This window comes from Pseudomonas sp. C2B4, from assembly GCF_013359695.1.
In the GTDB taxonomy this organism is placed as follows: Bacteria; Pseudomonadota; Gammaproteobacteria; order Pseudomonadales; family Pseudomonadaceae; genus Aquipseudomonas.
Map to the genome: position 1 here is coordinate 1 of NZ_JABFMU010000052.1, position 18,438 is coordinate 18,438.

Here is an 18,438-nt window from a genome sequence, read left to right on the forward strand (position 1 = left end):
GCCCGTGTCATCGTTGACGACCAACGCGAGCAGGCTCGCTCCTACAGAGGATTAATTTTTAAATAAGTTATTAGCTAATAACTAATGGCTTATATCGGTTAGTTGAATTTAATCATTCGATTGTTATATGACGCCTCTTCTATCTTTAGAATAATTTGTGATTAGTCATCGCTGCTTTTATGTCTTTATGATCTGTCCCACAACAACTCGTGAGACAGGAGGTAGCTCGATGACTATTCAAATCAAACCGGTCGCTGGTCGAATTGGGGCACAACTGGAAGGCGTGAAGTTGGGGGGTGATATCAGCGCCGAGGCATTCGAATTCATTAATCAGGCACTGCTGAAATATAAAGTGCTGTTCTTTCGCGACCAACATCTGGATGACGCCGAACACGAAGCTTTTTCCCGTCGCTTCGGGGATCAGGTCCCGCACCCGACCGTGCGTTCCGCCGAGCAGGGCGCTGCGATCCTGCATCTGGACGCCAAGGAAACCCGCGCCAATTCCTGGCACACCGATGTGACCTTCGTGGCCAATTACCCGAAGATTTCCATCTTGCGCGGTGTGGTTATTCCTCCTTTTGGCGGCGACACGGTATGGGCCAATACTGCAGCAGCCTATGCCGATTTGCCCGACCCGTTAAAACAACTGGCCGATAATCTTCGCGCCTTGCACACCAACTTATATGACTACGCAGCACCGCGTAATACCGATGAATCCGGACTCAAGCGTTACCGTGAACAGTTCACTGCTGAAGTTTACGAAACCGAACATCCATTAGTGCGGGTACATCCGGAGTCGGGTGAAAGAAGTTTGTTGTTGGGGCACTTTGTCAAACACATCCAGGGTGTAAGTACCAACGACTCCAAACAATTGATTCGCCTGTTCCACGATCGTATTACCCATGTCGACAACACCGTGCGCTGGCGCTGGCAGGAGGGCGATGTGGTGATCTGGGACAACCGCGCCACCCAGCACATCGCGATCAACGATTACGGCGATGCCCCGCGCATCGTGCGCCGCACCACCATCGACGGTGATGTGCCGGTCGGGGTGGATGGTCGCCTGAGCCAGGCGCTCAAGCCGAGTCCGGATGCGCGCTCGCCGAAAACCGAAGCCGACAAAAAACACCTCGCCGCCTGACGAGCGACTCTCATTGGTACAAGGAAGGCTGACATGAAGCTCAATGGCATTCGCCTGTTCAAAACAGGCAGCATCGCTGCAGCACTGGCTGCGATTCTTGCAATACCCGTAGCCGAGGCCGATGTGTTGCGCATCGGTGTGGCAACAGCCGGTGGCGGTGACCCGGTGACCTTTAGCGGTTCGACGCTGGGCATCGTGCGCAATCAGCAGTTGCTGGAGAAAGCCTTCGCCGGTACCGGGACCGAAGTGCAGTGGTTCTTCTTCAAGGGGGCAGGGCCTGCGGTCAACGAAGCCTTTTCCAACCAGCAACTGGACTTCGCCTACCAGGGCGATCTGCCTGCGGTCGTCGGGCGTTCCAACGGACTGGACACCAAGTTGCTGGCGGCGCTGGGTGTGCGCGCCAACCTGTATCTGGCGGTGCCCAAGGGCTCCCCCCTGAAAACCATCGAGGACCTCAAGGGTAAAAAAGTCGCGATCTTCCGGGGGACCAACGGCCACCTGGTGATGATCAATCTGCTGGCGGAGCACGGGCTGACCGAACGCGATATCAAGGCCATTAACCTCGATACCGGCAGCTCCCAGGCGGCCTTGATTTCCAATGGCGTGGATGCCGCATTTGGCGGACGCGAGTTGTTCAAGCTGCGTGACCAGGGCCTGATCGACATCGTTTACAACAACCCCCAACAGGACGTGCGCTACACCCGCCAGACGGCGCTGGTGGTTCGCGGGGACTATGAAAAAGCGAATCCGGACAAGGTGCAAAAGGTCGTCGACACGCTGGTGGACGCGGCGAAATGGACATCGGACGACAGCCACCGCGACGAAGTCTTCACCGAATGGGCCAAGAGCAATGACCCTGCGAGTTCGCTGCGTGCCGACTTCACCGGGGTCCCCCTCAGGGACAGGGCTTCGCCCCTGGTCGACAACTTCCTGCTCAGCCGTTACCAGGCCGTGGCGGATCAGGCCAAGGAAGAAAAACTCATCCGTCGCCCGGTCAGTATCGATGGCTGGTTCGAGACCAGCTATTTGCAGAAATCCCTCAAGGCCAAGGGACTGGAAAACTACTGGACACCCTATGGCCCGGATGGCAAGCAGCCTGCGGGTAATGCGGTAGCGGTCACGACGACCAGCAAGCAAGGGAGCTAGGCAAATGGCCAGGGCACAGACCGCAAGACTTGAGAAGTATGGGGCGCCGGCATTGCCGAGCGACAACGTCAAACGTCTTCCACCGGCACCCGCTCGCCCGGTCCGCAAGGTCGAGGTGCCACGCACGTCGGCCTGGTCCTTGAGTCTGGGTGACAAGGCCTTGCCCTGGCTGTTGCCACTGCTGTTACTGGGTTTGTGGTACCTGGGGGTGGAACGTGGCTGGCTTTCAGAGCAGGTGCTGCCACCGCCAGCCTACGTTTACCAGGCGCTGTCGGACCTGGTCAGCAGCGGCGATCTATGGATGAACGCGTCGGCCAGCCTGCAGCGGGTGGTCGTCGGCTTCAGTCTCGGTGCATTGCTCGGCGTGGCGCTGGGCCTGGCCATGGGACTGTCCCGAACGCTGGAGGATTACCTGCTGCCGACCTTCAACGCACTGGTGCAAATTCCGGTACTGGGCTGGCTGCCGTTTGCCTTGCTGCTGTTCGGCATCGGCGAGACGCTCAAGTATGTGCTGATTGCCAAGGCCGCCCTGGTGCCGATCACCCTGTGTACCTTGCAGGCGTTCCGCCAGGCGCCCAAAGGCTTGCTGGAAGTCGGCCGGACCTATGGCTTCAGCCGTCGGCAAAGCGTCACCTCCATCGTCCTGCCGGCAGCGATCCCGACGCTGTTTACCGGGTTTCGCCTGGGCTTCACCAAAGCCTGGCTGTCGCTGGTGGTGGTCGAGTTGGTGGCTTCGAGTGAGGGGTTGGGTTACCTGATCGTCTATGGACGCCAGCTGTTTCAACTGGATCTGGTGATGGCGGCGGTCGTGGTGGTGGGGGCTCTCGGTCTGCTGATCGATCGCGGTTTCGACTACGCGGAGAAACGCCTCAATCGCGGTCGGCCAACGGTTGGGGGGCGCCCGTCATGAGTGCAGCTTTGTCATCAGCTAACAGTAGCCACCGCTATCGCGGTTGGGTCTTGCCCATCACGGCGGTTGCCCTGTGGTGGCTGGCTTCGAACCTGGGCTGGAGCGAATCGGGATTGTTCGTTTCACCGGAAAAAGTCGCGGCGACCGCCTGGGATCAAATCACCTCGGACAAATTCTGGCGGGCGATTTCGGCGAGCCTTGCGCGCAACCTCAGTGGCTTCTTTATCGGTACCGCGCTGGGCCTGGTGCTGGGTTGCCTGCTGGGTCTTTCGCGGCATTTCGAACGCCTGGTCGGCCCGAGCTTCAATACCTTCAAGCAAATATCCCTGTTCGCCTGGATCCCGCTGATCTCGGTGTGGTTCGGCCTGGGCGATGTGGCCAAGGTGGTGTTCCTGTCACTGGCCGCGCTGGTGCCGGTGGTGGTCAACACCTGCGACGGCTTGCGCAACGTCCCGCCCAACCTGCTGGAAGTGGCGCGGGTGTACGGCTTCACCCGGTGGCAAACCATTATCGGCGTGATGCTACCCGCCGCCTTGCCGTCGATTTTCACCGGGCTCTACCTGGCGCTGGTCTACAGCTGGCTGGCGACTATCGGCGCCGAATACCTGCTGGTATCGGGGGAGGGGATCGGCAACACGCTGATCGATGGCAGCGAACATTTCATGATGGACCTGGTGCTGTTTGGAATGGTGATTATCGGCCTGGTGGGATGGGGTCTCAACGCCTTGGCCCGGGCACTTGAGCGGCGGATGCAGCGCCTGTACGGCATCGCTGTTCATTGATTACCGCATTGATTGCCACATTGAAAAGGATCGCAACATGAGCAACGGTCTGACCCTGGAACACATCAGCAAGCGGTTTACCTCCAAACCTGGCAGTTCGACGCAATTGCAGGTACTCGACAACATCTACCTCGACATCGCCCCCGGCGAGTTCATCAGCATCGTCGGCGCCAGCGGCTGCGGCAAATCCACGCTGCTGCGACTGATCCTCGGCCTGGACGAAGAGTTCGACGGACGCATCCTGCTCGATGGCAAACCCATCAAGGGCACGGGCCTGGATCGCGGCATCGTTTTTCAGGATCACCGGTTGTTCCCCTGGCTCAACGTCGAGCAGAACGTCGCGGTCGGCCTGAAGAACTCGCCCCTGAGCGCCGGGCAGAAGCGCGACACCGTACGTGAGCACATCGAGCTGGTCGGCCTGCAAGACTTCATCGAGTCCTACCCGCACCAGATTTCCGGCGGCATGGCGCAACGCGTGGCCATCGCCCGTGGCCTGGTCAATCGTCCAAGCGTGCTGTTGCTGGATGAACCCCTGGGCGCCCTCGACGCCTTGACCCGCGCACGCCTGCAGGGCGAGCTGCAGAACATCTGGGCCAAGGAAAAAATCACCATGATCCTGGTCACCCACGATGTGGACGAGGCGGTCTTCCTCGGCGACCGGGTGGTGGTGATGCAGCCCAACCCGGGGCGCATCCGGCGCATTGTCGACGTCGATCTGCCGCGTCCGCGCAATCGCAGCGACAGCCGCTTCATCGCCCTGCGCGATGACGTGTTGAGCGACTTTTCCGAGTTGCATTGAGTCGCGTGTTGTCCCGCCTTTTTCAGATTCGCTTACTCAGGTTCTCCCTCTACGGCTCTCTATTTCAGGAGAAAGGAAATGTCCGAACGCCAGCTCAGCCTCAACCTCTTCATCTACCCCAATGGTCATCACGAAGCCGCCTGGCGTCACCCGCAGTCGGTGCCGGAAGCGTCCATGGACATCGACTACTACCAACAGCTTGCACTGAGAGCGGAACGGGAAAAACTCGACGCGATCTTCTTCGCCGATTCACCGTCCCTGGCCGAGAGCGACCGTGAAGGCCTGCGCATTCGTTTCGAACCGGTGACCTGGCTGGCGGCGATTGCCGCCGTGACCCAACGCATCGGCCTGATCGCCACGGCCAGTACCACCTACAGCGAGCCCTACAACCTGGCCCGTTCGTTCAGCGCGCTGGATCACCTGAGCAAGGGCCGCGCCGGCTGGAACATCGTCACCACCTCCCTGGCTGCCGCCGCTGCGAATTTCGGCCTGGACCAACATCCACCAGCCCATGACCGCTATGCCAAGGCCGAAGAATTCGTGCAGGTAGTGGGCGACCTGTGGGACAGCTGGGAGGACGATGCGCTGGTGCTGGACAAGGCCGCCGGGGTGTTCGCCAACGGTGCGAAAGTGCACTCGATCGACCACGTGGGCAAGCACTACCGGGTCAAGGGCCCGTTCAACTCGCCACGCTCTCCGCAAGGTCGACCAGTGCAGGTGCAGGCCGGCTCGTCCGAGGATGGTCGTGATTTCGCATCAAGGCATGCTGAAGCGATCTTCACCGCGCACCAGACCCTGCAAAGCGCGACCGAGTTCGCCAACGACATCCGCGCGCGGGCGAGGGCAGTGGGGCGCGACCCTCGCCAGCTGAAAATCCTCCCGGGCATCAGTCCCTACATCGGCAGCACCGAAGCCGAAGCCCAGCGCAAGTTCGACGAACTCAACGAACTGGTATTGCCGAACGTCGCCCTCGGCCAGTTGCGCCGCCTGCTGGGTGTCGACCTGTCCGGTCAGGACCTGGATGCGCCTTTCCCGCGCCACCTGGTCAACTTTGAAGGCGGCGAGAGCCAGGCCAGCCGCTTCAAGCTGGTCATCGACATCGTCGACCGCGAGAAGCCAACCCTGCGCCAGTTGATCAACCGCCTGGCCGGTGCTCGCGGGCATTGGGTGCCGGTGGGCACGCCGGTGCAGATCGCCGACCTGATCGAGCAATGGTTCCGCAGCGGCGCCGCCGATGGCTTCAACGTGATGCCGCCGGCGTTCCCCGAGGGATTTGAAGTGTTCCTCGATGAAGTGCTGCCGATCCTGCGCAAGCGTGGGCTGTTCCGCGAGGAATATGCGGGCACCACGCTGCGCGAACATTACGGCCTGAGCCGCCCGGTTTCGCGGTTTGCGTTGAAGTCTGCGTGAGCCCCCCTGTGGGAGCGAGCCTGCTCGCGATGGAGGTTAACGATAACGCGGGCTGACTGAGTGCCCGCGTTGCTCAGACATTCTTCGCGCCATGCACCGCCCCATCAGTCACTCGCTCGCAGCCAGCGCTTGTGCAAGGCGTTCAGTCGCAAGCGCCAGAAAACAACGCGTCTTCGCTGGCAGCCTGCCCTGGTGTGCATAAAGCAAGTTCACCGGGGATGGCGCCGGCTCGTACTCCCTCAAGAGGCGGACCAGTGAGTTCTGCGCGAACTGGGAAGCGGCCTGGTAGCACAGCACTCGGGTGATACCAAGGCCGTTCGTGGCGGCGGCCACCGCCGTATCGGCGGTGTTGACGATCAAGCGCGAGCGAATCGGCACGCGGGTCGTGCCCTTCGCGTCGGTAAACGACCACGCTTGTGATGACGAGAGGCCCGCGAAGGTCACGCACTGGTGATTGCGCAAGTCGGAGGGCGTCTTCGGCGTCCCATGCTTCTCGAGGTAAGCGGGGCTGGCGCATACGACCCGGGTGATCTTGCCCACCTGCCTGGCCGTCAGGCCGCTGTCGGGGAGCGAACCAATGCGCACGGCCACGTCGATGTTCTCTTCCAGCAGGTTCGCGTTGGTGTCGCTGAGCACCAGGCGAACGTTCATATCGTCGGACCGACTCAAGAGCTCCGTGACAATCGGCAGCACATGTTCGCGCCCGAACATCAACGGTGCAGCGACGACCAGTTCGCCCCGTGGGTTCATGCTGCCGCCGATCGCAGTGCGTTCGGCCTCGGCCACACGATCCAGGATCTCGCGAGACGCGGCCAGGTAGTCACGACCGGCATCGGTCAGCGTCAGTTGCCGCGTCGATCGGGTCATCAATCGCACGCCAAGGTGCGCTTCCAGATCCGCCAGTTTTCGGCTGACCGAGGGAAGTGGCATCGCCAATCTCCGCCCCGCAGCTGAAAGGCTTCCTTCATCCGCTGCTGCGACGAAAACAGCCATGGCTTCTATCCGATCCATAATTTCATTTTCCGAGATACTGACTCTTAAATCGGCAGTCTAGTTCTCGATGTTGAGAGTGTCTACATTGCGCTGGCCGAGGAAATCCCGGCATCGCTGCTCTCTCGACGATTTGGAAATTTTGGAAAACTTCAATGACGGACAAAACATTACAGCTTGATGCTGCGGGGCTGAACCTTGAGGCCGATGCATCAACCAGGTGGAGCCTGACCACCTGGTTCGCAGTCCTTTCGATGGCGGCCACCAGCTTTGCATTGGTGTCAGCCGAGTTTTTGCCCGCGGGCCTGTTGACGCCAATGGCGCGCGATCTCGGCATCAGCGAAGGAACGGCAGGGCAGGTCGTCACTGCCACGGCGTCTGTCGGTGCCGTGATGGCCTTGTTGAGCAATGTGCTGATCGGTCGGCTGAATCGCAAGACGGTGCTGATGGGGCTCAGCGCCCTGGCGATCATTTCCAATCTCCTGGCGGCCGTGGGGACCGAGTTCTGGCAAGTCTTGTTGGGACGGGCCGGGCTGGGCATCGCCCTCAGCGGGTTCTGGGCACTTTCATTTGCCGTCGTGGCGAGGCTGGTGGGTACCCATGCGACAGGTCGGGGGATGTCTATCGTCACCCTCGGTGTCTCGCTCGCCACCATCGCCGCACCGTCGATGGGTGCATTGATCAGCGACTGGCTGGGCTGGCGCAGCGCCATGGCCATGACCGCGGGACTGGCGGCGCTTGCCCTGGTATTGCAGTGGCTGGCCTTGCCGGCGTTGCCCGCAAGCACGAGCAACAGCCTTGCCGATGTCCTGCGGCTGACGCGCCGGCGCGGCATTCAACTCGGCATGCTGGCGATCCTTTTGCTGATGACGGGGCATTTTGCAGGATCGGTCTATTTGCGCCCCTTCTTCGAACAGATTACTCATCTTGAAACCGGGCCGATTGCCCTGGCGTTGCTGGGTTTCGGTATCGCCGCTGTGATGGGTAACGTTGTGGGTGGCCGGATGGCCGATGACAATATCCACACGGCCGTCACGACCACCGCCGTATTGATGGCGTTCGCGGCACTCGCGCTGGTGCTTTGGGGCGTGCGCCTGGACGTTGCCTTCGGCTTCGCCGCGTTGTGGGGGCTGGCTTTCGGAATGGCGCCGGTGGTGCTTCCGATCAACCTGTCCCGTGCGGCGCCTGACGCACTGGAAGCCGCAGGGAGTTTGATGATTACCTCCTTCCAGGTCGCCATCACTATCGGTGCGGTTGTCGGTGGTTATGTCGTTGATACCTATGGCGCCATGGGGCCCTTGATTCTTACGGCTATGCTTGCTTCGTTGACCGTCGTGCTGGCGCTGCTACAGCCCCGAAGTTAGACCTGGCAATAGGGAGGGGCGGCGTCCGGGCCGTGACTGGAAACACGACTTGTCGTTTCTGATGTTCTGTTGACGGAACCCGCCTCAACCGTGGAGTGAACCCGCCATGACCTTGGTCCATAAATCGTTCGTTGGCACCGCACTGGCCTGCCTGCTACTCGCCGGTTGTACCTCCCAGGTCACTGAGCGCGAGCAGTACTCCGGTTTCCTGTCCAGCTACAACGACCTGAAGGAGGTGACCACCACCACGGGTGAGAAGTCGTTGCGCTGGGTGAGCCCGTCGTGGAACCCGGATGCGTACGACACCATTGCGTTCAGGACGCTGGAGTTTTATCCGGCTCCAAAACCCAATGAACAGGTCAATCGGCAGACGCTGGCCGACCTCCAGTACTACATGTCCAGGACGGCCAAAAGTGTGCTGGGCCGCAAATACAAAAGGGCGTCCAGCGCGGCCGCCGCACCGGCCGGGTCACGCCCCCTGATCCTGCGTGCGGCCATCACTGGCGTCAGCGCTTCGAACGAAGGCATGAAGTGGTATGAAGTGATGCCGATCGCGGCCGTTGTCGGAGCGACACAGGCCGCTACCGGCCACCGGGATCAAGACACGAATCTGTACATCGAAGCCGAGTTCATTGACGCGAAAACCAATCAGACAATGGCCAAAGTGGTACGCAAGGTATTTGGCAGCCAGCTGGAGAACGAGAGTCAGAAAATCACTACCAAAGACTTTAAAGCCGCTATCGACAAAATGAATACCGATCTCTGGACGTTCGTTCACAGATGAAGTGACTGCTTCAGGACATTGACGACCGTGCAGAACCCTGTGGGAGCGAGCTTGCTCGCGATGGTCGTCAACGATAACGCGGGCTGACTGAATGACCGCGTTGCTCAGACATTCTTCGTGAGCAAGCTCGCGCCTACAGGTCCGGATTCAGATCTTTCAGGGCGGATCAATCTGATCCAGCACCCGGTTCGCCGTGATCTAATGGGGGAGTGAAGGCGTCCTACACGAGGTGGAACCTTGGAAAACTGAGAAAATGCCTGGAGTGTTCCCCTTATTCAGGCTCTTGTTCAACTGCTCTGAAACCCAAGCTTTGAGAGAACCGCAACAGATAGCCATCTGGATCAAGCACCAGGAAATTAAGCTCGCCGTGCAGGCGCTCGTTATCTCGGTACCAACACTCTTCAATGGGTCTGCGCAATTCAATACCAGCATCTTCGAGGGCCCTGGCCAAAGCTTTGGTATCAGAGCACTGAATTGAAAGATTCATCCCTCGACCATAGGGAGATAAGAGGGGGCCCACACGCCATGGAGACTCTTGCAAGTCATCCTGCTCCAGCATCAATTGGCTCCCTTGAAAGGACAGGAAGGCGAATTTGTTTTCTGGCCGTTCATATTCAACGTGGAAGCCCAGGATCCGGCAGTAAAAATCCAGGCTTCGTTTTAAGTCAGAGACAATCATCTCTGGAACCAAAGTGTTCATCTTCATAAACGGACTCCTTGTCGTTGATAACGCACCCTCAAGCACTGGGGCGGCCTGTCCAACTCTGCTCGGTGCGGTTTGTACCACGATATCTACTTTTGATCGCCATTAAGCGACTGGCCGCAACGGGGCGAGGCTTTGCGAAAGGCCGCTTTGGGTCGGAATCAGCCGATTGTGGAAGGCGGAAATCGGCCAAAAGCTGCCGTTGGATGCAGGGGCATGCTTGGTTGTCGCTACAGCTGCCTATTCCATACGAGAATGGATGGCAGGCTCCGACTACCACCCATGACTATGCACTAACGTACCGGCGTTTTTTTACTTGGCCATCGCTGCTCTCGCGGCCTCGATCTTGGCTTTTACAGAGTCGAGGTTGAAACTCGCACCTTTTTGCATTGGTGGGAACTCGATGGCCGTTTCAGCCAGTTTTGCAACCTCCTGCTGAACGAACACGAAGCGCCAGAACTGGAATTTAAACCAATCGAAGTACTGCATGGAGCCATTGGCCGCCTGGTTCTGCGGCCATCCGGCGCGCTCGAATGGGTCCAGACGCAAGTTGGTCAGAACAGGCACGTCGACACTGGTCTTGGCGCCGAGCCAGCCATCAGGCTGATCGATGAAACGATACTTGTAGTCGTCGATACGCACCGCGCCCAAATTGCTTTCGCCAAAATAGAAAATTTCATGACGATTGGACGGACCTTTGCCGGTGATCATCGGGGTTTGGTCGTAGCCGTCCAGGTGAACCTTGTACGTCGTGTCTCCCAATTGTTTGCCTTTGAGCAGCTCGCTCGTGATATTCGGGTTGCCTGCCGCGGCAATGAAGGTCGGAAACCAGTCCAAACCCGACATGATGCCGTTAGCGATCTGCCCCGCAGGTACCTTGTTCGGCCAACGGATGATTGCCGGAACTCGGAAGCCACCTTCCATGACAGTCCCCTTGCCCATGGCAAACGGCGTCTGGCCGCCATCAGGCCAAGTGAAGTTTTCCGCGCCGTTGTCCGTGGTGAAGACCACGATCGTATTTTGATCCAGACCGTCTTTCTTCAACTTGGCCATGACGTCCCCGACGACGTCATCGAGTTGCGCCATACCGGCTTCCTGCTCGGACCAGCCATTTTCTGCATTGCGCATGGCCTGGTACTTGTCGGAGAGGTGAGTAACGATGTGCATGCGTGTCGGATTGAGCCAGACAAAGAAAGGTTTGTTGTCCTGCTTGGCCTTGTCGATGAAATTGAAAGCCTTGTCACGGATTTCGTCGTCGACGGTTTTCATACGGTCAGGGTAGAGGGTACCCGCGTCTTCGATTTTCTGTTTGCCCACTTTGCCCCAGCGCGGCATTACGGTTGCGTCATCAGTGGTGCTCGCCCAACTGTGGACCATATTGCGCGGACCGACCGTGGGCAGCAGCGCCTGCGGGTAGTTGGGGTGGGCCGGATCCTCCATGGCGTCGAGGTGATAGAGGTAGCCGAAGAACTCGTCGAAGCCATGCACGGTGGGCAGGAATTCGTTCAGGTCGCCTAAATGGTTCTTGCCGAACTGACCGGTGGAATAACCCATGGACTTGAGCACGGTGGCAATCGTCACCGCCTGGGAGGGAATACCGATAGGTGAGCCGGCCTGACCCACCGTAGTCATGCCGGTACGGATCGGCAGTTCGCCGGTAATGAAGTTGGCACGGCCCGCCGTGCAACTGGCTTCGGCATAGTAGTCGGTGAAGCGCATACCTTCGGAGGCAAGGGTGTCCAGATTGGGTGTTCTGCCGGCCATCATGCCCTGGTTGTAGACACCGATGTTCGACCAGCCGATATCGTCGCCCATGATAACCAGTATGTTTGGCACCGTTTTATCGTCCGCCAAGGATAATCCAGGCAGTGCGATCGCCGACAGCAGCGCTGTGGCTCCGAACACCGCAGAGAAAATGTTGTGGTTCATTTCGAACTCCTTTGCATTTTCGAGAGTATTTCGAGAGGTTCCCTCCAGCTGTCTTCCCGAAATACGGAAGTCCCCCGAAAGTAGCGTAGGTATGAATGCCGATCCTCCAGTGACGTATTTGAAATCGATGTGAAAACTGTTATTTCGATTCAATCTTTCATTTCAACAGCGCATACCGACAGCCGCTTTCAAGCCGATCAAAGTCTTGTGCCAATAATCACTCTAAAGTAAATGAATCGCCGGCCAATCGCCGTGGGCTAAGGTCTACCACAGGCATAATTATTGAGTACTTAGGTGGCGTACAGGCCAGTGTGAAGCACACAACTGACCAACTCAAATGTGAAGAATCCTACCCGATATATCTCCCTTGGCTCGCAGGCGCTTTTGGTCCACGCACTGTCACAGCCAATACGTGAAACCTTGGGCGAGAATTCGTCACAACATGCTATGACCTCATTCAGAAAAGGCGTTTTGCCCAGCAAATGCGGGGTTAATGGACGAATGGTCGAGAGGCGTCAAGCGCGGGAATTACCGGGAGCCTGAAGCCACTACAGGCGGCACAGATAGGTGCGTTCGTCGCGGTGAAGTGAACTTCACTTTCACCACGTGTCAGATTAAGTCCTCGTTAAGCGAACTTCAGTGGAGATATAGCCTTATGAATATGGCCACAGTTGTCAGTGCCGTGATTTCCAGTCTCGCGCCAACTGTCTTCGATCAGAACGGACTGCAAGAGCCAGGCGCGCATGTCTCATCCGTCGATTATCACTACGGAATGGAAATCGATGTGAAGCGGGTATTGAAGCGCACCGATACATCCAACAAGTCAGGCGTGGTACCGGTGACCCTGGTCTATGAAGATAGCCAAGGTGAGATTCACAAGATCCGTTTCCTCGAATGGGGCGCAAGCCCTGCCAACCCCACCAGCATTGCCTGATCCGCTCACCGATTGGATTCTGGCCTCGCCTACCCCAGAAGCGGAATTCAAACTTCATATGCACTAAGTGCGAATAATATTTTTGGTAGCTGAGCATGGACATGGTCGATTGATTAAAAATCAATTCGCGAGAAACGCTATTGTCTTGGCAGCATGATACTGCAAGATATATTTAATAGAAGTTGCTGGATTTTAATTGCCATCGGCAACGGTGAACTCCAGTTGAGCCGTGCCGTGAGCCCTATTGATTTGCTATTGAAGTCAGAGGAAGCCATGGAATTTATTATGCTTTCTTCGTCCACCGCGGAACACTTACGCTTGGGCGTTGTATATTTCCACCTTATCGCATGCTGTGTTGCAATCAGTCTTGTATTGACCAGTGATATTGCAATGGTCAAACAACTCCTGAAGGGGGATGCGTCAGATCACCATGATGACGCACATATGGAAAGCCTACAAAAAACTGTCGTGCTCGCGCTTGTAGCTCTTTGGATTACGGGTATTGGCATTATCGGGATAGATTATATCGGCAAGGGAATGGAGTATTTCCTCAATCCAAAATTGCAAGCAAAAATCGGGATGGTTGTACTGTTGACCTTTAACGGCTTCCTGTTACATAGCGCTGTATTGCCGGCGCTAAAAAAAGCCGGTTCGTTACTGAAACTTTCCTTCAGCCTGCGCATGCTGGCGCTTTTCTCGGGGGCGCTCTCTGGCGTGTCGTGGTTCTATGCCGCAATGCTGGGAGTGGGTCGTCCGCTGGCTTGGAAATACTCACTGGTCGAGTTACTGGCAGCCTATCCGGTTCTCATCGTCGGTGGATTCGGGGCAATGGTCCTGCTCACCGCCTGGGCAAAACGCAGAGATACCGAAGGGCACATGGAACAAGACACTTGGACAATACGGAACGCCGCCATAGCTTGATGGTAAAGCCAGATTGAATAAGCAAGTTCTGCTTTAGCAAATAAATACCGCTGTTATCTATTAATAAACTCTCACTTGAGGAAACCCAAATGAAATCCATGAAAGTACTCTTCGTAGCTGCCGCTCTGACCGCTTCTTCTCTGGCCATGGCATCAGGTGGCGGCGATCGGACCACCGCACGCATGGAGTCGGCCCGGAAAGTCTCGATGGAAGCTTTCCAGGTTGCACAGAAACAGAAGGCTGAAGCCGCAGTCGCCGAAAGCAAAGCCAAGGCGACCGATCACACCAACGGCTAATCTGTGAAACGCTTCCACAGGCTGACAAAAATGTGTGGTCTCAAGCGTCAAATGCAGCACCCAAGGTGCTACTAGCGCCGGTTTAACTAGAACCGGTGTATTGACCGCCCCGTTGAATCCACAGCCGCAAGAAGCCTTTCTCGAAGGGCTGCTTTGGGCCGGTTTCTGCCTGCCACGACCGGCTGAAACCGACCCAAAGCGGACATGACGACTAGAGGTACAAAAGAAACAAGTAACACAGCAACATTTATGGGCATTGTTGCTCTTCTAAAGTAACCACATAATCAGAGAAGTCGACATCACCAACGCCGTCACTGCATTCCAGCGTCATCACGCTACCGGCCTCACAGACACGCATTCCCGCATTTCCAACCCATGCACTCATGCCAAAAGTGCTTTTCCAAACGTTCCAGATTTTTAACGTGCTTCCAGATTTGGAATGCACTTCGAACTTCGCAATATCAGGACTGGAATCAGACCAAAAAACCACTTCGGGATAGCCGGCGTCAGCGCTGTCGACGACGATCTGCCCATTCGTTGCCTTTAACACCAACCCTTGCACCCGATCGTTTTTAGCGCTCGATCTGCGAATTGAAAAGACTGCTCTAGGCTTCGTTATCTTGATCTCTATGATCGCAACGACGGTTTGTCCATTGAAATTTATTGGTATGCCTTTAGTGCGTGCAAATATTGAAGAGAGAGATTCTTCCACTTTAAGTACCCAGGATTTCTTATGTCACTGAGTCAGCATGATCCAAGCGAGATCAGCGCGTCTATAGGGGGTGGGCATGAACGGCTGTTTTTGGCCGATCGATGCCTGTCGCGAAGGGCAGCGTGCGCCCCGAAACCGCCACCTAGATGGCGCCTGATTTAAGCCAAGTAGCTAAGCGGCTTCGGCTTGAACGAATTGTTAAATTCCGATTTATTCAAGGTTTCGACCAAACCATGAAAGGGATTTTTTATACGGGGAGAAAGTCGAATCGTAGATGTCGGAATACTGAATGACTATTTCCGTCTCGGAGAGTGCCAGTCGAGCAAGATCTCGAGGGATACTAAAGTTTGTTTCTTTCGGCCCTGCAGTTAGCTCTATTAGTACGATCTCTTTTCCGGGTAGAAGTGCCCGTCCGTCAATTACTTCCGTGAAGTTCGTCCAATGTACATCACCATGACCTGGTATGCAGTCTATTAAAGATTGGCGTGAGTTCCCATGGAACGTAGCGATGAAAGACTTGATCAACAATGGACCAGACCCATGGTTCCGAAGCTTCACCCGCAAGGAGTTTTCAAAGTCGCCAACCGTAATTTCCGGGATTGGCCTTACAGTTAAGATATTGTGAACCCTTTGCTGTTTGGCCGATATCAATGCCACCAAAACAGCGATAACTGAAATGAGAAGCGCAAGGATAGCCGCTGCAGCGCTTGTCATTGCGGCAGCGGCTGAGGCTGCGCTTTGATTTTTCTCTAAAAGCTCAAACAGCCCTGTCAGTTTATCCATAAGTCTCTAACACCTTAGTTAAGTCGAGCCGCGAAGTGGCATCTGAGTGGACGAATTGCTAGTTCGCACCCCAAATTTTCGCAGGAGGTGCAAACGTACCATATTTGACTTGCAGGAAGAGGGCGCCCACGCATAGCATCATAGGAAATACGTAACTCTGGAACCACACGTAGTAGTGACCGAACTTTGACAGCAAAGAGAAGCGACTGCCGGCATGCTCTAGGCGGTGTGTGTAGAGTTCAACGTTAGCCTTAAAGTCCGCGAAGTTTCTGCGATCCACCTCCGGAAGTAACTCAAAGGTAGTGGGCCATGACCGACTTTGCTCTAGTTCGTGCAGCTTTAGAATAAGAGGGACTGCGCCACGTATGAATTCTTTATCCAAAGTCATGTTGCTGCCGAAGTCAGACCAAATGGAACTCTCGGTGTACCAAAGGCGAAAAGCTGCCAAGTCACCGACCCAATTTATGGTCAGAGAGTACATGTAGTACACGACGAGCCCCAGGAGAACTGAGTCATACAGCGCGGCGGGCAACTCCATGCCCAAAACCTTGAGGTCGTTTAATGGCACATCGTAAAGCTTGGTGAGTATCGTCGCAGAGGCGATTACGAGAGTGCGTCTAAGCACCTTCTCGGTCGTCTCAGAAATGAGGGATCTTCCACTTACGCGAGGCATGCAAGCTCCTACGGTTTAACTATAAATAAGCACAGATTATGCCCTTAACAAAGCTGTTAAAACCGAACCTTACAAATCTAATTTAGCGGCACCTTGATTGAATATTCGGGCAGACCCCAAAATTTTCGGATTAATTGAACGACCGCTTCTGGCCGATTGCTGCCTGTCAGCATCGTGCTGATCAATACAAAATTCTCCATTCACATGATTGAAGTCAGTTCGGCCGGCTGCCTCAAGACTCAGACAGATCTACGATACAAACCTCGCCTTGCCAGTTGATTGGGTAGGCTTTTGCCTTGATACCCATCGCACCCGGACAACCTTCGTCGAGGTTGAACCGCAATCCATGGGCCGGGCACTGCAGGAAGGTCCCGTGCAGTTTGCCGGCGAACAGGGAGGCGCCGCTGTGGGGGCAACTGTCGTCGATGGCATGGAAGGTGCCGGCGACATTGAACAGCAGCACAGATTTTTCCTCATGGCGTAGCAGGACGCGCTGTCCTTCGACGGGCAGGCGGTCTGCGGGAATTTCGAGCAGTCGTTTCATGGGGGACTTCTGTCAGTGAACAGTCAGATCCGTGACGAGGCATCCGATGTGGAGGCCTCGTCACGGCCAGGTTCAGAGCGCTTCGGCCTGAGCCTTGAGCTGATGCTTGAGGATCTTGCCCGACGCAGTGGCTGGCAGGCTGTCGAGCAGGTGGATATGACTCGGGCGTTTATAGGGAGACAGGCGTTCGGCCAGGAAGGCCTTCAAGGCCGTGGTATCGAACGCCTCGCGATTGGCGACCTGAAGGAATGCCACGACCTCCTCATTGCCTTCCACTGGTCGGCCGACGACAGCGGCAATCACCACACCCGGGAACGCCGCGATGACGGCCTCGACTTCGGGGGGGTAGACGTTGAAGCCAGAGCGGATGATCAACTCCTTGCTGCGCCCGGCGATGAAGAGTGCGCCATCGCTGTCCTGGCGGGCCAGGTCGCCGGTGTTCAGCCAGCCATCGGTTGTCAGGACTTCCAGGGTTTTGTCTGGCGCCCGGTAGTAACCCTTCATCACATTGGGGCCGCGTACCCACAACTCGCCGACTTCGCCCTGCGCAACGCAGGCACTGCGGTCGTTGTTCATCAGGCGAATGTCCAGACCGGGAATCGGCAGGCCGATGGAGGTATCGCTGCGCGGGGCGTCGATGCGCGTCTGGCTGATTGTGGGCGAGCTTTCGGTCAGGCCATAGCCGTTGTGCAGCGTCAGGCCGAAGCGCTGTTCGACGGCAGTTTTCAGGGTCATGTCCAGCGGCGATCCGCCGGCATACATGAAGCGCAGCTTTGGCGCGTACAACTCGATCTGGCCAGCGTCCGCCAGTTCCAGCAGCCTGGCGTACAGGGTCGGAACGCCTTGCATCAGGGTAATGCCGTCATCACGCAGGGCGCGGGCCAGTTCCTGTGGGTCGAAGCGCGCTTCCAGTTGCAATGCTGCGCCGGCAAACAGGCTGGCGAGGCAGACCGCCGACAGGCCGTACACATGGGAAATCGGCAGTACCGCGTAGACCCGGTCCTCGCTGCACAACTGGCGCAGCAGGCTGGCGGAGTGGGCAATGTAAAGCAGGTTGCGGTGGGTCAACATGACGCCTTTCGGCGCGCCGGTGGTGCCGGTGGTGTAGATCATGAGTGCCACCTGGCGCGACGGATCGTTCTCGACGAACTCAGGCTGGCAATCTTCGTTCAAGGGGCCAAGGTGGTAGCTGTCCAGGTGGGTCGCCATACGCAGCACGGCGTTGGCGCGCTCGGCATGGCCGGCGGCGTCCTTCGAGGTAGCGCTGCCGTACAAGACCCGGCGGGCACTGCAATGGGCACGGATGTTATCGATTTCCCCCGCTGACAGTCGCGCATTCACGACCACGGACCAGGCGTTCAGGCGACTGAGGGCTAGCAGGGAAGCCACCAGCAGGCGGCTGTTCTCCGCGACCAGCATGACCCGGTCGCCAGCACGGATGCCGTCGCTTTCGAACTGCTTGGCCAGTCGAACGACCGCCTCGCGCAATTGGCCATAGCTGAGCGTCTGTCCAGACTCGTGCAGCGCCGGAGCGTCATCGTGACTGGAGGCGTGGCGGTCGAGGATCTGGTGCAGGTAATCCGGCAGGCCAGCGAGTACATCTTCACGGGTCAGCAT

The 18,438-nt window shown here is 57.1% G+C and carries 18 protein-coding genes; 11 read left to right on the forward strand and 7 right to left on the reverse strand.

What is annotated here, in order from left to right; genetic code table 11:
* The first annotated feature begins 229 nt into the window (after positions 1-229).
* From HNQ83_RS24625 to HNQ83_RS24650, 6 genes are all read left to right on the forward strand, one after another.
* Complete coding sequence (locus HNQ83_RS24625) at positions 230-1,141, forward strand: TauD/TfdA family dioxygenase (protein WP_175391358.1); 912 nt, start codon at positions 230-232, stop codon at positions 1,139-1,141.
* A 33-nt stretch (positions 1,142-1,174) separates the two neighbouring features.
* Positions 1,175-2,287 (forward strand): ABC transporter substrate-binding protein, encoded by a 1,113-nt coding sequence (locus HNQ83_RS24630; protein WP_175391359.1) that lies wholly within the window; start codon positions 1,175-1,177, stop codon positions 2,285-2,287.
* Positions 2,288-2,291: 4 nt separating this feature from the next.
* Positions 2,292-3,197, forward strand: a complete 906-nt coding sequence (locus HNQ83_RS24635) for an ABC transporter permease (protein WP_175391360.1) — start codon at positions 2,292-2,294, stop codon at positions 3,195-3,197.
* The gene (locus HNQ83_RS24640) at positions 3,194-3,979 is read left to right on the forward strand and encodes an ABC transporter permease (RefSeq protein WP_175391361.1); all 786 of its coding nucleotides are present in this window, start codon (positions 3,194-3,196) and stop codon (positions 3,977-3,979) included. Before HNQ83_RS24635 ends, HNQ83_RS24640 begins: the two co-directional genes overlap by 4 nt.
* 37 nt (positions 3,980-4,016) lie before the next feature.
* Complete coding sequence (locus HNQ83_RS24645; RefSeq protein ID WP_175391362.1) at positions 4,017-4,778, forward strand: ABC transporter ATP-binding protein; 762 nt, start codon at positions 4,017-4,019, stop codon at positions 4,776-4,778.
* Positions 4,779-4,856: 78 nt separating this feature from the next.
* Positions 4,857-6,188 carry an LLM class flavin-dependent oxidoreductase gene (locus HNQ83_RS24650; RefSeq protein WP_175391363.1) on the forward strand — a complete coding sequence of 444 codons (1,332 nt, stop codon included), beginning with the start codon at positions 4,857-4,859 and terminating at the stop codon, positions 6,186-6,188.
* Between the two features lie 108 nt (positions 6,189-6,296).
* Here HNQ83_RS24650 and HNQ83_RS24655 read toward each other — a convergent pair whose 3' ends face one another.
* Entirely contained in the window at positions 6,297-7,181 is an 885-nt protein-coding gene (locus HNQ83_RS24655; RefSeq protein ID WP_218585556.1) for a LysR family transcriptional regulator, read from the reverse strand.
* Positions 7,182-7,333: 152 nt separating this feature from the next.
* Between HNQ83_RS24655 and HNQ83_RS24660 the strand changes: the two genes are divergently transcribed.
* Positions 7,334-8,542: an MFS transporter gene (locus tag HNQ83_RS24660; protein ID WP_175391365.1), complete on the forward strand. Its 1,209-nt coding sequence runs from the start codon at positions 7,334-7,336 to the stop codon at positions 8,540-8,542.
* Between the two features lie 106 nt (positions 8,543-8,648).
* Positions 8,649-9,326 carry a DUF3313 domain-containing protein gene (locus HNQ83_RS24665; protein ID WP_175391366.1) on the forward strand — a complete coding sequence of 226 codons (678 nt, stop codon included), beginning with the start codon at positions 8,649-8,651 and terminating at the stop codon, positions 9,324-9,326.
* Between the two features lie 271 nt (positions 9,327-9,597).
* On the opposite strand, the gene HNQ83_RS24670 is transcribed toward HNQ83_RS24665, so the two are convergent.
* A complete protein-coding gene (locus HNQ83_RS24670) occupies positions 9,598-10,032 on the reverse strand; it encodes a VOC family protein (RefSeq protein WP_175391367.1) in 435 nt (144 codons plus the stop codon).
* Between the two features lie 309 nt (positions 10,033-10,341).
* Positions 10,342-11,958 (reverse strand): arylsulfatase, encoded by a 1,617-nt coding sequence (locus HNQ83_RS24675; RefSeq protein ID WP_175391368.1) that lies wholly within the window; start codon positions 11,956-11,958, stop codon positions 10,342-10,344.
* A 655-nt stretch (positions 11,959-12,613) separates the two neighbouring features.
* On the opposite strand from HNQ83_RS24675, the gene HNQ83_RS24680 reads away from it, so the two are divergent.
* From HNQ83_RS24680 to HNQ83_RS24690, 3 genes are all read left to right on the forward strand, one after another.
* Entirely contained in the window at positions 12,614-12,892 is a 279-nt protein-coding gene (locus tag HNQ83_RS24680) for a DUF2790 domain-containing protein (RefSeq protein ID WP_175391369.1), read from the forward strand.
* Positions 12,893-13,165: 273 nt separating this feature from the next.
* A complete protein-coding gene (locus tag HNQ83_RS24685) occupies positions 13,166-13,813 on the forward strand; it encodes a hypothetical protein (RefSeq protein WP_175391396.1) in 648 nt (215 codons plus the stop codon).
* 89 nt (positions 13,814-13,902) lie between these two features.
* Positions 13,903-14,109, forward strand: coding sequence for a co-regulatory protein PtrA N-terminal domain-containing protein (locus HNQ83_RS24690; protein ID WP_175391370.1), 207 nt, complete (start codon positions 13,903-13,905; stop codon positions 14,107-14,109).
* A 247-nt stretch (positions 14,110-14,356) separates the two neighbouring features.
* Here HNQ83_RS24690 and HNQ83_RS24695 read toward each other — a convergent pair whose 3' ends face one another.
* The 4 genes from HNQ83_RS24695 to HNQ83_RS24710 all read right to left on the reverse strand — a co-directional run bounded on the left by HNQ83_RS24695 (position 14,357) and on the right by HNQ83_RS24710 (position 18,438).
* Complete coding sequence (locus tag HNQ83_RS24695) at positions 14,357-14,821, reverse strand: hypothetical protein (protein WP_175391371.1); 465 nt, start codon at positions 14,819-14,821, stop codon at positions 14,357-14,359.
* Between the two features lie 210 nt (positions 14,822-15,031).
* A complete protein-coding gene (locus HNQ83_RS24700; RefSeq protein ID WP_175391372.1) occupies positions 15,032-15,604 on the reverse strand; it encodes a hypothetical protein in 573 nt (190 codons plus the stop codon).
* 905 nt (positions 15,605-16,509) lie between these two features.
* Entirely contained in the window at positions 16,510-16,821 is a 312-nt protein-coding gene (locus HNQ83_RS24705; RefSeq protein WP_175391373.1) for a Rieske (2Fe-2S) protein, read from the reverse strand.
* A gap of 72 nt (positions 16,822-16,893) precedes the next feature.
* Complete coding sequence (locus HNQ83_RS24710) at positions 16,894-18,438, reverse strand: class I adenylate-forming enzyme family protein (protein WP_175391374.1); 1,545 nt, start codon at positions 18,436-18,438, stop codon at positions 16,894-16,896.